Below are 15,004 nucleotides of genomic sequence, written 5' to 3'. Positions count from 1 at the left end.
TAAGCAGGCTTCTCGCCAGTCCCCAACACTTTTTCCGCGATAATCTGGCGATCGATCGCATACGACAGTGCCTGACGCACTCGGGCATCGCTGGTCGGCCCCCGCTGAGTATTGAAGGCATAATAATAGGTGCCCAGTTGATCCGGCGTGAATACCTGACCGGGAATATCCTTCAGTAATTTCGGGTAGAGATTCTTCGGAAAAGACTCGGTGATGTCGATATCACCGGCCTGATAGCGTTTCGTGGCGTTTGACTCCTGATTGATCGGTACAAACGTCACTTTGGCCAACAAGGTATGGGCATGATCCCAGTAATACGCATTAGGGATCAGCTCTAGCTTCTCATTCACTACCCGATCCTGTAGCTGAAACGCGCCGTTGCCTACCAAGTTGCCTGGCTTAGTCCAATCTTTACCGAATTTTTCCACCGTAGCCTGATGCACGGGAAACAAACTGAAATTGGCAGCCAGATTAACAAAATAAGGTATCGGCCTGACCAACTGTACTTTCAGCGTATGATCATCCAACGCGACGACACCCAGTCTATCGGCAGGAAGCTTGCCCGACAAAATTTCATCCGCATTGACGATACCTGCCAGTCGAGCGAACCAGGCAAAGGGGGACGTATTTTCCGGCGCAACCAGACGCTGCCAACTGTACACAAAATCGCGAGCAGTGACCGGATCACCGTTAGACCAACGTGCATTGTTGCGTAGTGTGAATATGAAAGTCCGGTTATCGCTGGTTTGCCAACGCTCCGCCACGCCTGGGATTGGGTTGCCGTGTTCGTCCTGATTCACCAGCCCCTCAAACAGATCACGGATAACCTGAATCTCCGGCAGCCCTACCGCCTTTACCGGATCCAACGAGGCGGGTTCATCTTTGATATGGCGGACGATCTCCTGCCGTTCTGCCAGCACGGTGCCGACAGGCACCTGCGCTGCAACAGCAGAGCCGGCCAACGCAGCCATCAACACCATAGATAATGCGAGATAATGAGATTGCATGATGAATCCTTCCAGAAAAAAACCACCGATGTCGGTGGCAAAACCAATCATTGACAAACGGGCCGATAAAGGCCGGTCGGTTGCCATTCTGACGCTATCAATAGGCTGCCTGCCTCCATGCTCCCCTGCAGGTCAACCTGGTTTAAGTCGTGCGTCAGACTGAAAAAATCGTTACAGAACCGTGAGTGATAATAGACGTAAATCTGTTCATCCAGCCAGTCTCCCGAACGCTGATCTCTCTATTTTGCGATAACGCTCCCTGATGGCACCCGCTATGCTCCAGCGTATTACAAACCCATGCGAAACACCTTCCCATTCAGACTAAAACTGGCGTAACCACGCTGACGCACAGGGCTTTTTTGTTATGATGGGGCAAAATGGCAGTCAGGACTTCGTATATGGCAACACAACGCGCTGCAACACGGCCTCGCTCAGAGCGGGGATTTTTTCACCATATCGGCGATGTATACGGTCGCTCCCGGCTAGGGGCGCCATTGATCTTCTTTCCCGCAGAGCAATCCACACCGCATAGTGGAGTCATCCTTGCCGGCACTCATGGTGATGAAACGGCTTCGGTTTTCGCGCTTTCCTGCGCATTACGAACGCTCGCGCCCGGTCTGCGCCATCATCATGTCGTGCTGGCGGTGAATCCGGATGGATGCCAACTCGGTACGCGGTGTAATGCGCATGGCGTCGATCTTAATCGCAATTTCCCCACAGCTAACTGGCAACCAGACGGGACGGTATACCGCTGGAGCGACGTTACCCCTGATCGCGACGTCAGGCTATCCACTGGCGACAGCCCTGGTTCCGAACCGGAAACCCGCGCATTGTGCCAACTGATAGAACAGCTTTCGCCGCCGTGGATCGTCTCTTTTCACGAACCGCTGGCCTGCATTGAGGATCCACGGCTGTCGCCACTGGGAAGCTGGCTGGCCAAGGCGTTTGAACTGCCATTAGTGGAAAACGTGGGGTATGCCACGCCCGGTTCGTTCGGTACCTGGTGTGTGGAACATCAATTGCATTGCATTACAGCAGAGCTACCGGTTATCGCCGCCGATAGTGCTAACGAACATTATCTGGAACCGTTGCTGCAACTGCTCTCCCACAATTTTTATACCAATGTTGAGAATGTTGCCCTACACTAATCAACATGTTAAACACCTGTAATAAAGGACACAGACATGTCAAAAAACGTACATTTTCAAGGCAATCCAGTACCGGTTGCGGGGACTTTCCCGGCAAAAGGAAGTAAAGCGAAGGCATTTTCCCTGGTTGCCAAAGACCTTTCTGATGTGGCTTTGAGCCACTACACAGGTAAACGCAAAGTCCTGAATATTTTCCCCAGTATTGATACCGGTGTTTGCGCAGCCTCCGTTCGTAAATTCAACCAGTTTGCCGCTGAACTGAACAACACCGTGGTCTTGTGCATCTCTGCAGACCTACCGTTTGCCCAATCCCGCTTTTGCGGCGCTGAAGGTCTGAATAGTGTTGTCGTCCTGTCTACCCTGCGCGGCGATGTATTCAAGGAAGACTACGGTGTAGCCATTGCCGAAGGCGCACTGAAAGGGCTGACAGCCCGAGCCGTTGTCGTATTGGATGAAAATGACAATGTGCTGCACAGCGAGTTGGTGAATGAAATTACCAACGAGCCGGACTACGATGCCGCATTGGCGGTACTGAAATAATCCATCACCTCCCCGGAGCTACAGCGCCGGGGAATTCCCAAACATTGGCAGACCCGCTATCACCCCGTTCAGGCGCCTTCCCACAGGAAACGTCGGTGAGCCAGCCCACTAAACGTATCTTCAGTCATCCCTGTGTTGTCGCTGCCGAATCGACCGGCGCCGGTTCCCGGCATGGGATGTGGTACCCCGCCTTATCTATTACCCTCCTTTATCAACACCCTTGTCGTAACCCTTACCGTTCACTCACCGCACTCACACCGCCAGCCGGGGAAACACGCGCTTCGCGGTATTTCACCCGCAACGCGCATGCGACCAACACCAGCATCAGCCCCCACTCGGCAACCAGTGTAACGATCAACGCCTGCGCAAAGTTGCCGCCGTTGCCGTGCAAAGCCTGAACCAGAACACTTCCCAACAGGATGGGCCCCAGCCCCAGAGAGGTCTGCTGTATTGTCGACAACAACGCGCTGCCCGCACCGGCCAATGGCAGCGGCACATCAGACAAGCCGATGCGATAAAAACTGCTGACGATAAACGCCTGCCCAAAACCAATCATCATCGTGGAGGGCAAAATCAGCATTATCGTAATCGGCCAGCGCCATGCCAGCGTCGCCATCAGTAGCACCAGCCCAACCATCTGGATAGCACATCCCATCAACAACGAACGGATATGCCCGATTCGGGCAGCGATACGCCCGCTCAACAGCGACGCGACAAAATAGGATAATCCCAGCCCGATAAAGCTGTTGCCTGATTGCAATGGCGAGAACCCAGCACCGGATTGCAGCGTGTATGCCACCGCAAACATAAAACCGCTCCAGCTGGAAAAAACAGCAACGCCAGCAAGAGACCGAAGCGAATACCCGGTAGTTTGAACAAGGGCGGCGGCAACAACGGCGCCGGTTGCCGAAGCTCAACCCAACGCAGCAGAATAAACGCCACCAGTGACAGCAGCAACGCCGCCAGACACAGCCAGTTCCAATGCCAGATAGGCCCAAGCGCCAGAGGAAACAACAAAAAAAGCCAGCGCGATAGAAAGTAATGTGGTTCCCGATATATCCAGCGCGACCGGTTTTTCTCCTCGCGTATCCGGTAGACGACCGGGAGCAAACAGCAAAACCAGCAAGCAAAGCGGCAGATTGACCAAAAACACGCTGCGCCAACCGAATCCGGCAATATCCAATTGAATCAGCCAACCACCCAATACTTGCCCCACGACAAATGCGATACCGCCGATAGCGCTGTATAACCCCAAAGCCCGTGCGTGGTCGCGACCTCTCAGGCAAACATGGATCGTCGCTAGGATCTGCGGCACCACCATAGCGGCGCTAAAACCCTGCAACGCCCGCGCCAGCAACAGCACGCCGATATGCCAGGCAATACCACAGAGTAATGACGCTACACCAAACAGCGCCACGCCAAACAGAAACAACCGACCGCGCCCCAAGTTATCGCCCAAACGCCCGCCCATCGCCAATGAAACGGCAAAAGCGACGCCGTAAACCGATACCACCAGTTCCAGCTCTGCCGGGCTGGCGTGAAGCGAGTTAGCGATAGACTCCAGCGCTACGTTGACGATCGAAAAATCAATCATCGGCAATAGCTGTCCGGTAAGTAGCAGTATCAATCCGATACTGCTGAGCGCAGGTGGCATAGAAGCCTGTTTCATGATGATATCCGTTGTGTTAATGACTAGACGCAATTAGCATTACTCGAATCATAACCGGGTACCAGTTCCTGTTTATCCTGGTATAAATACTACCTGCCTGGAGAATGTCCTCATGATCATGACCGTGTCGGTACCCGCAGCTGAATCGCATCCGTCACTCGTGTTACAGGATAACCGCAAACAGCTCGGCGCCTTTCTGCGCTCGCGTCGCGAAAGCCTGGATCCGCAGCGGCTGGGGTTGCCCTCGCCGCGCAAACGACGAACACCGGGTCTGCGCCGTGAGGATGTCGCGTTACTGGCTGATGTAGGCATAACCTGGTACACCTGGCTGGAGCAGGGTCGGGAAATCCGCACCTCCGCTAAAACGCTTACCGCCATCGCCAACGCGCTGCAATTCAATCAGGATGAAACCCGTCATCTGTTTATGTTGGCCGGGTTGCCCTTCTCGCCCGCTGCACGCGCCAGTTGTGAAAAAATCAGCGCTGACGGGCAACGAATTCTCGATCAACTCAACCCTTTTCCGGCTGTCATCGTCAACGCACGCTTTAGCATTCTCGGTTTCAATCAGGCCTGGTGCCGTCTGATGAATATCAATCTGGCACAGCTCCCCCATGAGGATCGCAACTGTATTTTGCTGGCTTTCACTCACCCCGGCTGGCGGGAATGTTTGGTCGATCTGCACGAGCTTCTGCCGAATATCGTAGCCATGTTCCGGGCTCGCATGGCGGAACACAGCGGTGATCCGCTATGGGAAGCCCAACTACAGCGTTTTCTAAGCGAGTCGGAAGAGTTCCGTCAGTTATGGCACCAGCGCCATGACATTCAGGGCGTGGACGATCGTGAAAAACGCTTCCGTCACCCGGTACTGGGGATTATCGCCCTGCGGCAGACCAACTGGTGGACAGCCTCCAGTAATGGTGATCGCATGCTGGTGTATATGCCGGCCAGCCCGCAGGACAACCAGTGGCTGGAACAATTGGCCCAGTATCCTCTGCCAACGTAATAGGTCATACACGCTGACGCTTACCCGGTTAACCGAAGCATTGATAACAACACCGTCCCATCAACGATGCGTGTGTTTTTCGCCAGAGGGCAACGGTGAGTTATTTTGTTAACAGAATGGATTTTTCCCTTTTTATCACCACCAGACTGCGAGGACTCTATGACTGAACTGACTACGCCGCGCCTGTTACTACGCCCTTATACCTCGGATGATGCTCAGGAATCCCTGCGGGCGATTTTGGAGTCGGCCGATACGATCGGCCGCTGGCTGGTCTGGTGGTCGCCGGATTACAGCCTGCAGGACGCCTCCTGCTGGATCACACTTTCAGCACAACAGCGACAGAGCGGCGATGCCTTTGATTTCGCCGTCACTGACCGAGCATCGGGGCATCTGCTCGGTACGGTTTCCATCAATGCCATCAATAGGGCTTATCGGATGGGGAATATCGGCTACTGGATACGGCAGTCGGCTCAGGGACATGGCTATATGCCGGAAGCGGTGCGCGCCATTGCCGCATTCGGGTTTGATGAACTGGCGCTGACGCGGCTGGAGATCTTTGCGGGAGAACACAACCACCCCAGCCGTCGGGTGGCGGAAAAGGTCGGCGCCCACTTTGAAGGCATCGCCAGAAACCGCATCATCCTGCGCCACGGGCCGATCGATGCCGCCATGTATTCGTTAGTGCCGGGCGATATCATCCGCTGACAGCAACGTCATGCGGCTTCACTCATCTTCATCGCCGACGCTTTTACGCCCGCTGAGACCGTATTCACGCAATTTATTGGCGATAGCGGTATGAGAAACCCCCAGCCTTTTCGCCAGTTTGCGGGTGCTGGGGTAAGTTTGATACAGCCGGGTCAACACCGAACGCTCAAATCGTTTATTGATATCATCCAGCGACCCTTCCAGCACCTCGTCGCTGTGGGCGACGTCATGCTGGAATGCAGGCAGGTCGATATCCGCCAGACGCAGTTCATGGCCTTCCAACTGAGCCAATGCACGATAGAGAGTATTTTTTAACTGGCGCACATTGCCCGGCCAACCATACTGCGGCAACAAAGCGCGCACCTCCGGCGCGATACGGGGATGCGCAATGCCCTGCTCATCGGCGAAACGGGCGACAAACAATTCCACCAACGGCATGACGTCCATCGGACACTCGCGCAAGGGCGGCAAATTGATCGTCAACACATTCAGACGATAGAACAAATCCTCACGAAACAGCCCGCGTTGCACCAAATCCTGCAGATTTTTCTGGGTAGCGCAGATCACACGAACATCAACGTGAACCTCATGCTCTTCCCCCACACGCCGGAACGTGCCGTCGTTGAGAAATCGCAGCAATTTAGTCTGCATCTGGGGCGACATCTCGCCCACTTCGTCCAGCAGCACCGAACCACCGTTAGCCTGTTCGAAAAACCCTTTCTTACCTTCCAGCGCATTGGGGTAAGCGCCTGGCGCATAGCCGTAAAGTTCGCTTTCCATCACATCATCCGGCAGCGAGGCACAGTTGAGCGCCAAAAAGGGTTTCTTACCCCGGCTGCTACGTAGATGGCAGGCTCGAGCCAGCATATCCTTGCCCGTGCCGGTTTCGCCAATCAGCAGCAACGGCGCATCCAACATCGCCAGTTTGCGTGCCTGTTCCACCACCTGGCGCATACGCGGGCTTACCGCCACCACATGCTCGAACTCCCGGTCGTCATGAACCGGCGTATCCTGCAGTTGTCTCCCCATGCGTACCGCTGATCGCAACATCACCAGCGCGCCGGCCGTCGTCAGTTTACCGTTGTCGTCTTCCAGGTGTACTGGCGTCACCTCCAGCAAAAAATCCTGGCCGCGAATCACTACCCGCACGGTTTCCGGCCTGCCGCCCAGTTCCTGCCACTGGGCGATTGCGTAGCCATTCACCAGTTGCCCCAACGTCATGGCCCGGGCTTTATCCCGTGTCAACTCGAACAATGTCAGCGCGGCGGCGTTGACCAGTTCCAGCTTGCCTTTCAGATCCACCGATAACACCGGCTCGGGCATCGACTCCAGCAATGCACTGAGCGCCCGATGCTCACGCTCCGACGGCATAAAGGCGATGGTGCGGACATCGCTAACGCCCGGAATGCGGCGAATTTCCGCCATCAGCGCGCTGAACTCCTCAAAATGCAGCGTCGCGAAATTCAGGTAGATTCGGCCGACAGGATCGATCTCGATACCACGCAAATCAATATGGCGCAGTACCAGTAGATCCAGCAATTCACGAGTCAGACCGAGCCGGTCCTGACAAAACACTTCCAGACGCATCAACAAAACCTTTTTCAGCGGGCGGCGGAGTTGGGTGTGCTTCACACAACGGAAAGCGGAATCATACCCTGACATCCGCACAGGATGAAGTGGGGTGTCAGCAAAAGTTGACACCCATGTCATTAATTGATGGATTGTCGCTCAGCGCGTTTTGATCGACTGGGCAGACTGGCGCGGCGGCTCGGGCTCATCCGCCGGAAACGGCGTGGTCAGCAGAGACACAAGGGTGCGCACACCTTCCAGATAGTTACCGACACGCAAGTTCTCGTCATAACTGGCCGCATTGTTGTCGGCATTCACCAGCGGCACCACAGCGAACGCGCTTTTCAGTTGCGCCAGCGCGCCATTGATCGGCGGCGAGACGCCCAGCATGCGGTTTTTGTCGGGCTCAACCTTGCGCGTCGCCGTCAACCCCTCACTTACCCACTTCGCCAGCGGCGCGCCAAATTGTGTGCGGACTGCGTAGGAGCTGCCGCCCGCCGTCAGCATATTCATAGCAATCAACTTCGGGTTGTGGTTGCGCTCTTGCAACGAGGGTGCGTCAGAACGGGTTAGATAAAACCCTTTGGCGAGCACATAACGTTTTAGCAGATCGTAGAGATAATCCGGCGAGGTCTCCGGCACAGTACGGATATTGAGGCTGGCAGTGGCGGTGGATGGAATCGCGTAAATGGCTTTTCGTCCGGTATCGCCGGACTTCAACCCGATAATATCCAGCGAGGGATACTGTACCGCTTCCACCGGATTGGCCGCCACCTTATCCAATTGCGTCACCCCATAGCGGTTTTCAATCGCCCCTTTAGGCGGGGCCTGTTTCGCCATGAGTTGGCGCTCTTCGTCGCTCAGCTTCACTCGGTCATAAAAACCGGGCAGCGTGACCCGGCCATCGGCATCTTTCAACCCCGCCAGCAAGGTAGCCAACTGCTGCGCCGGATTGATGACGATATTGCCGAACGCACCGCTGTGCGCCGCCGGATCCGGACCAAACACCGTCATATCCACCTGAATTGATCCACGATACCCCAGCGTTATCAACGGATTGTCATTGCTCATCATGGCGCCGTTGAGCACCACCACGCCGTCGTTCTTCAACCGGGCGGCATTCTGCGTCACGACCGACATCAGATGGGGCGAGCCGCGTTCTTCTTCCGAATCCAGCAACACCTTGATATTCACCGCCGGCGGCGCACCGTTGCCTTTCAATGCGTCAATCGCCGCCAGAAACATACCGATCACCCCTTTGCCGTCCGAGGATGAGCGGGCGAATACCCGCCATTCCGGGTCGATCGCCGATTGCATCAGCCGCTCGTTAGGCAGTGGCTGCCAGATGTTACGGTTATCTTTGTATTTCAGCGTGGGTTTGAATGGTTCACTGCTCCACTCGGAAGCCGTGACCGGAGGGCCGTCAAAATGCAATAGAAATAATACGGTCTTACGGCTTGCCTGCATGGTTCCCCACTCGGCATACAACATGGGATGCGCGCCATTGGGAATGGTGTAGGTGGTAAACCCCCGTTTTTTGAAGGCGGTATCCATCCAACTCAGGTTGCGTTGGATATCAGACGACACGTCGGAGTCATTGCTGAGCATTAACGAGTCAAGATAGTCGGGGAAACTCCCTTGCGCATAGCGCTGGGCTTCAGCCGGCGACATGATCCACTGAGCGTGGACAGAAAAATTCAACATCAGGGCGCCCAATACGCCCGCGATTATAGTTTTGCCACAATAATGCACAGCCTATCTCCTTCCAGCCAGAGGAAAAGACACACCAGAACAGTATCGGCCGTCGGACGCCAAACCTGACAGTTCGGTACGCTGTCGCCCTGCCGTCGCGGCGATGCAGAGCCGGCAGGCGTTATGTGCGATATAACGACAACGCATGGGTTAAGAGTCGGTCAAGACTGGTTTTTTTTCTTTGCACTAGGTCAGAAAACCATGGTCAGAAAACCACGATCAGGAAATCATCGTTAGACCAACGCGCCCGGAAGCCATCATCAACACAGTACAACCTGGCGGCGAGCAAAACCGGAGCAGGCGCCCCGGCAGTGTGGAAGGATGGAATAGGCATTATGATCCTGCCCGGCTTTTCTCACGAATATGCGCCAGCAGTTCGCGGCGAAAGTCGCCCAAGCGGGGCTTATCGTCCAGCCAGGGCAACGGCCGACACAGGGCCATCGCCCGAATGCCCAGCCGTGCCGTCAACAACCCGACACCCAACCCCTGCGCCGCCCGCGCCGACAGACGGGCCGTCAGATCCTGTGACATCCAGTCCATGCCGATCTCCCGTACTAACTCGCTGGCGCCGGCAAATGCCACATTCAACAGCACCAGCTTGAACAGACGAATACGGCTAAAATATCCCAGTTCAATGCCATACAACCTGGCGATACGATTCACCAGTCGCAGGTTACGCCAGGCGATAAACGCCATATCCACCAACGCCAGCGGGCTCACCGCCACGATCAACGCGGCTTCGGCGGCACAATGACTGATTTCGCGACGGGCGCGGGCGTCCAACGCCGGTTGCACCAGTTTTGCATAGAGAACGACCACCTCGCGGTCGTTCTGGCTCTCATGCAGCGACGCCAACCAGCGCTGCATCGCCGGGTGCCCCATCCCCAACCCCGCCTGTCGCGCCAGCTGTTCACAGAACGCCCGCCCGTTGCCGACACGATGTCCATCGAGCAGCGCCTGCGCCTGATCACGGGTTTGCGCACGCTGCCGCAACCGGTACAACCGGCGCCACTCCACCGCCAGCGAACCAACGCCGGCGCCGACGATCAAGGTACCGGCGGCGATGCCCCCCAGCGCGATCCAGTCCTGATTCAGCCAGGCGTGATACAACGATTGCCCTCCCTGCGCCAGCGCACTGATGCCGAACAGCGTCATCCCCGCCACCAGCATACGTCGCCAGAGACTGCGTTTCGGCGACAACGCCGCACTGACGACCTGCTCCTGCTCGGCGGTTTCCAACTCGTCCAGAGCGTTCTCATCGCCCAAAGCAACCGGCACGAATTCCCGTCCGGGCGCATCGGTGAAATCGACCGACGGCCGCAACCCGTTGCCCCCGACGGCAGCCGCCGGCTCATCATCAAAGTTAATACGGGGTTTTAGAAGGTCGTTCATCGCAATTTATCTCCCAACAGGAACTCCAGCGCCGAATCCAGTCGGATATGCGGCAACGGTGCGTCCAGCGGCATCTCCAGCGGCCTGAAGGCGTCAAAGTTAAACCCCTGTGTTTGCCAGAAATCTGGCTCCGGCAGACGCGGCGGCACATCGCCGGGATAAACGGTCATGGGCTGACCATCCGCCAGTCGGTGCCCGCGTAACGCCGGCAATGCCTGCCCCTGATGCTCAACCATGCCGTTGCGGGTCGCCTGAACCGAAGCAATCCCTGCGCAGGACATGTCGATCCCCTCGAATGCCGCATTTTGCCAGGCCTCCTGCACCAGTTGCTGCAATAGCGACACCAGATTGGCCTGCTGATCGGTGGTGATGTGGTCCGACTTGGTGGCGGCAAACATCAGCCGATCGATACAGGGTGAAAACAACCGCCGGCGCAATGTCCGTTTACCGTAATGAAAGCTGCGCATCAGTTGCGCCAGCGCCAGGCGCATATCATTGAAAGCCTGAACCCCGCTATTCAGCGGCTGAAGGCAATCCACCAGCACGATTTGGCGATCGAAACGGACGAAATGCTGACGGTAAAACGCCCGAACCACATGCTGGCAATAGTGGTCAAACCGGCGCCGCAACATACCGAACGTACTGCCGGCATCCGCCTGCGCCATCAGCGCGTCCAGCCGTTCGTCCCGCTGCGGCCAGGGGAAAAACTGCAGCACCGGCGCATCGGCCAAATCGCCGGGCAGCACAAAACGCCCCGGCTGAATGAAATGCAGCCCCTCCTGCTTGCAGCGCCACAGGTAAGCGGTATAGGCCTGTGAGATATCCGCCAGTTGGTTTTCGTCCGCCGGCGCCAGCGGGTCGAGCGACTGACAAAGCGTCAGCCAGGGCTGCGCCCAGACTCGCCGCTCACCCTGCAACATATCCTGCATCTGGCGCGACCATTCGGCATAGGTCTGTTCCAGCAGCGGTAAATCCAACAGCCATTCGCCCGGATAATCGACGATCTCCAGATAAAGCGTCGACGTATCACGGAAGTGACGCAACAGACTGTCCTGCGACCGGTAACGCATCATCAAACGGATTTCGCTCACGCCGCGCGTCGGCGACGGCCAAGCCGGCGGAACGCTGTACAGCGCAGAGATCGCCTCGTCGTAAGCAAAGCGCGGAATACCCAAATCACGCTGGGGAATCCGCCGCACCCCCAGCAACCGGTGTTCTCGCGCCGCGGAAAACAATGGCAAGCGAGCGCCGTTGTGCACATTGAGCAACTGATTGACCAGCGAAGTGATAAAGGCGGTTTTACCGCTACGGCTCAACCCCGTCACCGCCAGCCGTACATGGCGATCGACGCTGCGGTTGACCAGCGCGTTGAGTTCGCCCTGTAAGCGATTGAGAGGATAACCCACTGATACTCCTGTTTTTTATTTTACCCGCGCCACGGCTCATTGCCGTTCGTCGTCTCGCTTCATTATGGCGTGTTGTCGCTGAAAAGAAAAAATGCGCGGGATGATGTTCCGTGCATATCGCCGGTACGCAAAACAATAACGACGGTGGCAGGATGAGACATGCATCCGCATCGGAGATGACGGAAGCAAGCGGACAACCCGCCCGCTCCGTCGACGGCTCACCGAACGATTCGGCTATAACTGGCGGAACTTGCTACGAACCCCAAAGGTGTCGGATGTAATGTAACGCTCAATCTGGCGTAATCGTTGCTCGCTGGCGCTCAGTATTGCATCAGCGTCATCCAGTAATTGATTAGGCGATGCTTCCGTCGCCGCTGATGCGCGATCTGCGTCCTTAGGCAACGGATCCAGGACGAAGCTAAGAATGATATAGGCCAGCGCGGTAATCACAAACAGGCCGAAGAAAACAGACAGTACCGCGATCAGCCTCACCAGTTTTACCGGCACATCAAAATAACGCGCCAACCCGGCGCATACGCCTTTGATCATACCTTCTTCCGGCACCAGGTATAATTTGTTGTCGGTCATCAGGATTGCCTCCAGTTAGGATGTTCTGCATCCAGAATCTGTTCCAACGCTTCAATACGCTCGCGCATATGCTGTGCGTCTTCCTTCAATCTGACGAGCCGCTGCCGCTCATGTTGATCCCACTGCGGCGTGGCGCGACGACGTTGGCTGTAATGCAGCCATAGCCACAGCGGCGCCACAAACAGCAGAAATACCGTCAGCGGGATCATTGTCAGTACCAGAGCGCCCATTTTTTCTCCTTCATTATTATGATGATGCGGCCTGGCCGCCGCCTGGACGGCAGCCTATCGCGGTTACTCCGCCGGTTTGACCTTGGCTTTAAGCGCCGCCAGTTGCGCGTCGATCTCGTCATTCACCTTCAGCTCGGCAAACTGTTGATCCAGTGATTTCTGTTTGCCTAACCCTACGCTCTCCGCCTCGGCTTCCAGCGTGTCGATACGGCGTTCGAACTGTTCGAAACGCGCCATGGCTTCATCCAGTTTACCGCTATCCAACTGGCGACGAATATCTCTTGATGAACTGGCCGCCTGATGACGCAACGTGAGCGCCTGCTGGCGGGCACGGGTTTCAGTCAGCTTGTTTTCCAGCTCGCCGATTTCACGCTTCATGCGTTCCAGCGTCTCTTCGGTCGTCGTCGCCTCCTGCTCCAACACCGCCATCAACTCCGCCAGCCTCTGTTTTTCAATCAACGCCGAACGCGCCAGATCTTCACGATCTTTACGCAATGCCAGTTCCGCCTTTTCCTGCCATTCGCTCTGCTGTTCGCGGGCCTGCTCAATGCGGCGGGACAACTGTTTCTTTTCCGCCAACGCCCGCGCAGACGTGGAGCGCACTTCCACCAGCGTGTCTTCCATTTCCTGAATCATCAACCGCACCAGTTTCTGCGGATCTTCCGCTTTATCCAGCAGGGCATTGATATTGGCGTTCACAATGTCGGCAAAACGGGAAAAAATACCCATACTCAACTCCTCAGTGATTTCCGGCGTCTACGACGCCCGGTTGGTAATCTCCATCGGCCATTGCCTGATGACATGTAGTCTTTATCAAATGTCGTGCCAATTTTCATAAAACAATAATGCATTGATATAAAATGATTTTATTTTTGCCTTCACCGCCCGACATTTTATGATAGTAAAAATCGCCAACAATTAGTGAAAAATACAAGGTAGCCACATGACTCACGACAATGAATCCCTGCTGGGCGAAGCCAATCGCTTTTTGGAGGTACTGGAGCAGGTCTCCCAGCTGGCGCCGCTTAACAAACCGGTTCTGGTGATTGGCGAACGCGGTACCGGCAAGGAGCTGATCGCCAGCCGCCTGCATTATCTCTCCGCTCGCTGGCAAGGCGCGTTCATTTCCCTCAACTGCGCTGCGCTGAACGAAAATCTGCTGGATTCAGAACTATTCGGTCATGAAGCCGGCGCGTTCACCGGCGCACAACGGCGTCATCTGGGGCGATTTGAGCGCGCGGACGGCGGTACGCTGTTTCTTGACGAACTGGCGACCGCGCCGATGCTGGTGCAGGAAAAACTGTTGCGGGTGATCGAATACGGTGTGCTGGAGCGCGTGGGCGGCAGCCAACCGCTACAGGTGGACGTGCGTTTGGTTTGTGCCACCAACGAGGATCTGCCGGCGCTGGCGGCGGCTGGCAAGTTCCGCGCCGATCTGCTTGACCGGCTGGCATTTGACGTGGTGCACCTGCCGCCGCTACGGGCGCGTCAGCAAGACATCATGTTGCTCGCACAGCATTTCGCAGTCCAAATGTGCCGTGAATTGCGGCTGCCGCTGTTTCCCGGTTTTACCCCCAATGCCGAGCACATTTTGCTCAGCTACCCTTGGCCCGGCAACATTCGCGAGTTGAAAAACGTAGTGGAACGCTCGGTCTACCGTCACGGCGACAGCGAGCAGGCGCTGGATCGCATCATCCTCAACCCGTTCCAGTCGCAGACATTCCCCGCCATCGAGGCGAAAACCGCCGCCGCGCCAACAGCCCTGCCCGCACTGCCACTGGATCTACGCAGCTGGCAGCACGACCAGGAACAACAGCTGGTGCGGCAGGCGTTGCAGCAAGCCCGCTTCAACCAGCGCAAGGCGGCGGAACTGCTGGGTGTGACCTACCATCAATACCGCGGCCTGTTGAAGAAACACGCCATGAGTGATGATGAATAACAGAAACGCGCTACCCCCTACGCACAGCCTGCCAGGGGCGGCGGCGTTGATGAGCG

General features: G+C 56.3%; 15 protein-coding genes. 5 read left to right on the top strand and 10 right to left on the bottom strand.

Annotation, left to right across the window (positions count from 1 at the left end; genetic code table 11):
- Positions 1 to 1,007 (bottom strand): peptide ABC transporter substrate-binding protein (locus DPA2511_RS22770; RefSeq protein WP_035049598.1); only part of this gene is annotated, 1,007 nt, incomplete at its 3' end.
- 398 nt (positions 1,008 to 1,405) lie between these two features.
- Between DPA2511_RS22770 and mpaA the strand changes: the two genes are divergently transcribed.
- Positions 1,406 to 2,155: a murein tripeptide amidase MpaA gene (mpaA, locus tag DPA2511_RS08945; RefSeq protein WP_012765348.1), complete on the top strand. Its 750-nt coding sequence runs from the start codon at positions 1,406 to 1,408 to the stop codon at positions 2,153 to 2,155.
- 36 nt (positions 2,156 to 2,191) lie between these two features.
- Complete coding sequence (tpx, locus tag DPA2511_RS08940) at positions 2,192 to 2,695, top strand: thiol peroxidase (protein WP_012765347.1); 504 nt, start codon at positions 2,192 to 2,194, stop codon at positions 2,693 to 2,695.
- Between the two features lie 232 nt (positions 2,696 to 2,927).
- Here the strand turns inward: tpx and DPA2511_RS24245 are convergent, their stop codons facing one another.
- Positions 2,928 to 3,503, bottom strand: coding sequence for an MFS transporter (locus DPA2511_RS24245; RefSeq protein WP_404821617.1), 576 nt, complete (start codon positions 3,501 to 3,503; stop codon positions 2,928 to 2,930).
- A 105-nt stretch (positions 3,504 to 3,608) separates the two neighbouring features.
- A complete protein-coding gene (locus tag DPA2511_RS24240; protein ID WP_404821616.1) occupies positions 3,609 to 4,364 on the bottom strand; it encodes an MFS transporter in 756 nt (251 codons plus the stop codon).
- Positions 4,365 to 4,476: 112 nt separating this feature from the next.
- On the opposite strand from DPA2511_RS24240, the gene DPA2511_RS08925 reads away from it, so the two are divergent.
- Both DPA2511_RS08925 and DPA2511_RS08920 read left to right on the top strand, forming a co-directional pair.
- Positions 4,477 to 5,367 carry a helix-turn-helix transcriptional regulator gene (locus DPA2511_RS08925; protein ID WP_012765345.1) on the top strand — a complete coding sequence of 297 codons (891 nt, stop codon included), beginning with the start codon at positions 4,477 to 4,479 and terminating at the stop codon, positions 5,365 to 5,367.
- A 159-nt stretch (positions 5,368 to 5,526) separates the two neighbouring features.
- On the top strand, positions 5,527 to 6,072 hold the full coding sequence (locus DPA2511_RS08920; protein WP_012765344.1) for a GNAT family N-acetyltransferase: 546 nt from the start codon (positions 5,527 to 5,529) through the stop codon (positions 6,070 to 6,072).
- Between the two features lie 18 nt (positions 6,073 to 6,090).
- On the opposite strand, the gene tyrR is transcribed toward DPA2511_RS08920, so the two are convergent.
- The 7 genes from tyrR to pspA all read right to left on the bottom strand — a co-directional run bounded on the left by tyrR (position 6,091) and on the right by pspA (position 13,738).
- Positions 6,091 to 7,659, bottom strand: a complete 1,569-nt coding sequence (gene tyrR, locus DPA2511_RS08915) for a transcriptional regulator TyrR (RefSeq protein WP_012765343.1) — start codon at positions 7,657 to 7,659, stop codon at positions 6,091 to 6,093.
- Between the two features lie 141 nt (positions 7,660 to 7,800).
- A complete protein-coding gene (locus DPA2511_RS08910; RefSeq protein WP_051122273.1) occupies positions 7,801 to 9,345 on the bottom strand; it encodes a M20/M25/M40 family metallo-hydrolase in 1,545 nt (514 codons plus the stop codon).
- 381 nt (positions 9,346 to 9,726) lie between these two features.
- Entirely contained in the window at positions 9,727 to 10,785 is a 1,059-nt protein-coding gene (locus DPA2511_RS08900) for a TIGR01620 family protein (protein WP_012765340.1), read from the bottom strand.
- On the bottom strand, positions 10,782 to 12,191 hold the full coding sequence (locus tag DPA2511_RS08895; protein WP_012765339.1) for a YcjX family GTP-binding protein: 1,410 nt from the start codon (positions 12,189 to 12,191) through the stop codon (positions 10,782 to 10,784). The genes DPA2511_RS08900 and DPA2511_RS08895 overlap by 4 nt, the downstream gene beginning before the upstream one ends.
- Before the next feature lie 234 nt (positions 12,192 to 12,425).
- Entirely contained in the window at positions 12,426 to 12,779 is a 354-nt protein-coding gene (gene pspC, locus DPA2511_RS08890; protein WP_012765338.1) for an envelope stress response membrane protein PspC, read from the bottom strand.
- The gene (gene pspB, locus DPA2511_RS08885; protein ID WP_012765337.1) at positions 12,779 to 13,009 is read right to left on the bottom strand and encodes an envelope stress response membrane protein PspB; all 231 of its coding nucleotides are present in this window, start codon (positions 13,007 to 13,009) and stop codon (positions 12,779 to 12,781) included. The genes pspC and pspB overlap by 1 nt, the downstream gene beginning before the upstream one ends.
- Before the next feature lie 63 nt (positions 13,010 to 13,072).
- Positions 13,073 to 13,738, bottom strand: coding sequence for a phage shock protein PspA (pspA, locus tag DPA2511_RS08880; protein WP_012765336.1), 666 nt, complete (start codon positions 13,736 to 13,738; stop codon positions 13,073 to 13,075).
- Positions 13,739 to 13,952: 214 nt separating this feature from the next.
- On the opposite strand from pspA, the gene pspF reads away from it, so the two are divergent.
- Complete coding sequence (gene pspF / locus DPA2511_RS08875) at positions 13,953 to 14,948, top strand: phage shock protein operon transcriptional activator (protein WP_012765335.1); 996 nt, start codon at positions 13,953 to 13,955, stop codon at positions 14,946 to 14,948.
- The last annotated feature ends 56 nt before the right edge of the window (positions 14,949 to 15,004 follow it).

It is taken from the genome of Musicola paradisiaca NCPPB 2511, assembly GCF_000400505.1.
GTDB classification, from domain to species: Bacteria; Pseudomonadota; Gammaproteobacteria; order Enterobacterales; family Enterobacteriaceae; genus Musicola; species Musicola paradisiaca.
Note: the sequence above shows the minus strand (reverse complement) of the source record. Positions and strands in the feature narration are given on the sequence as shown.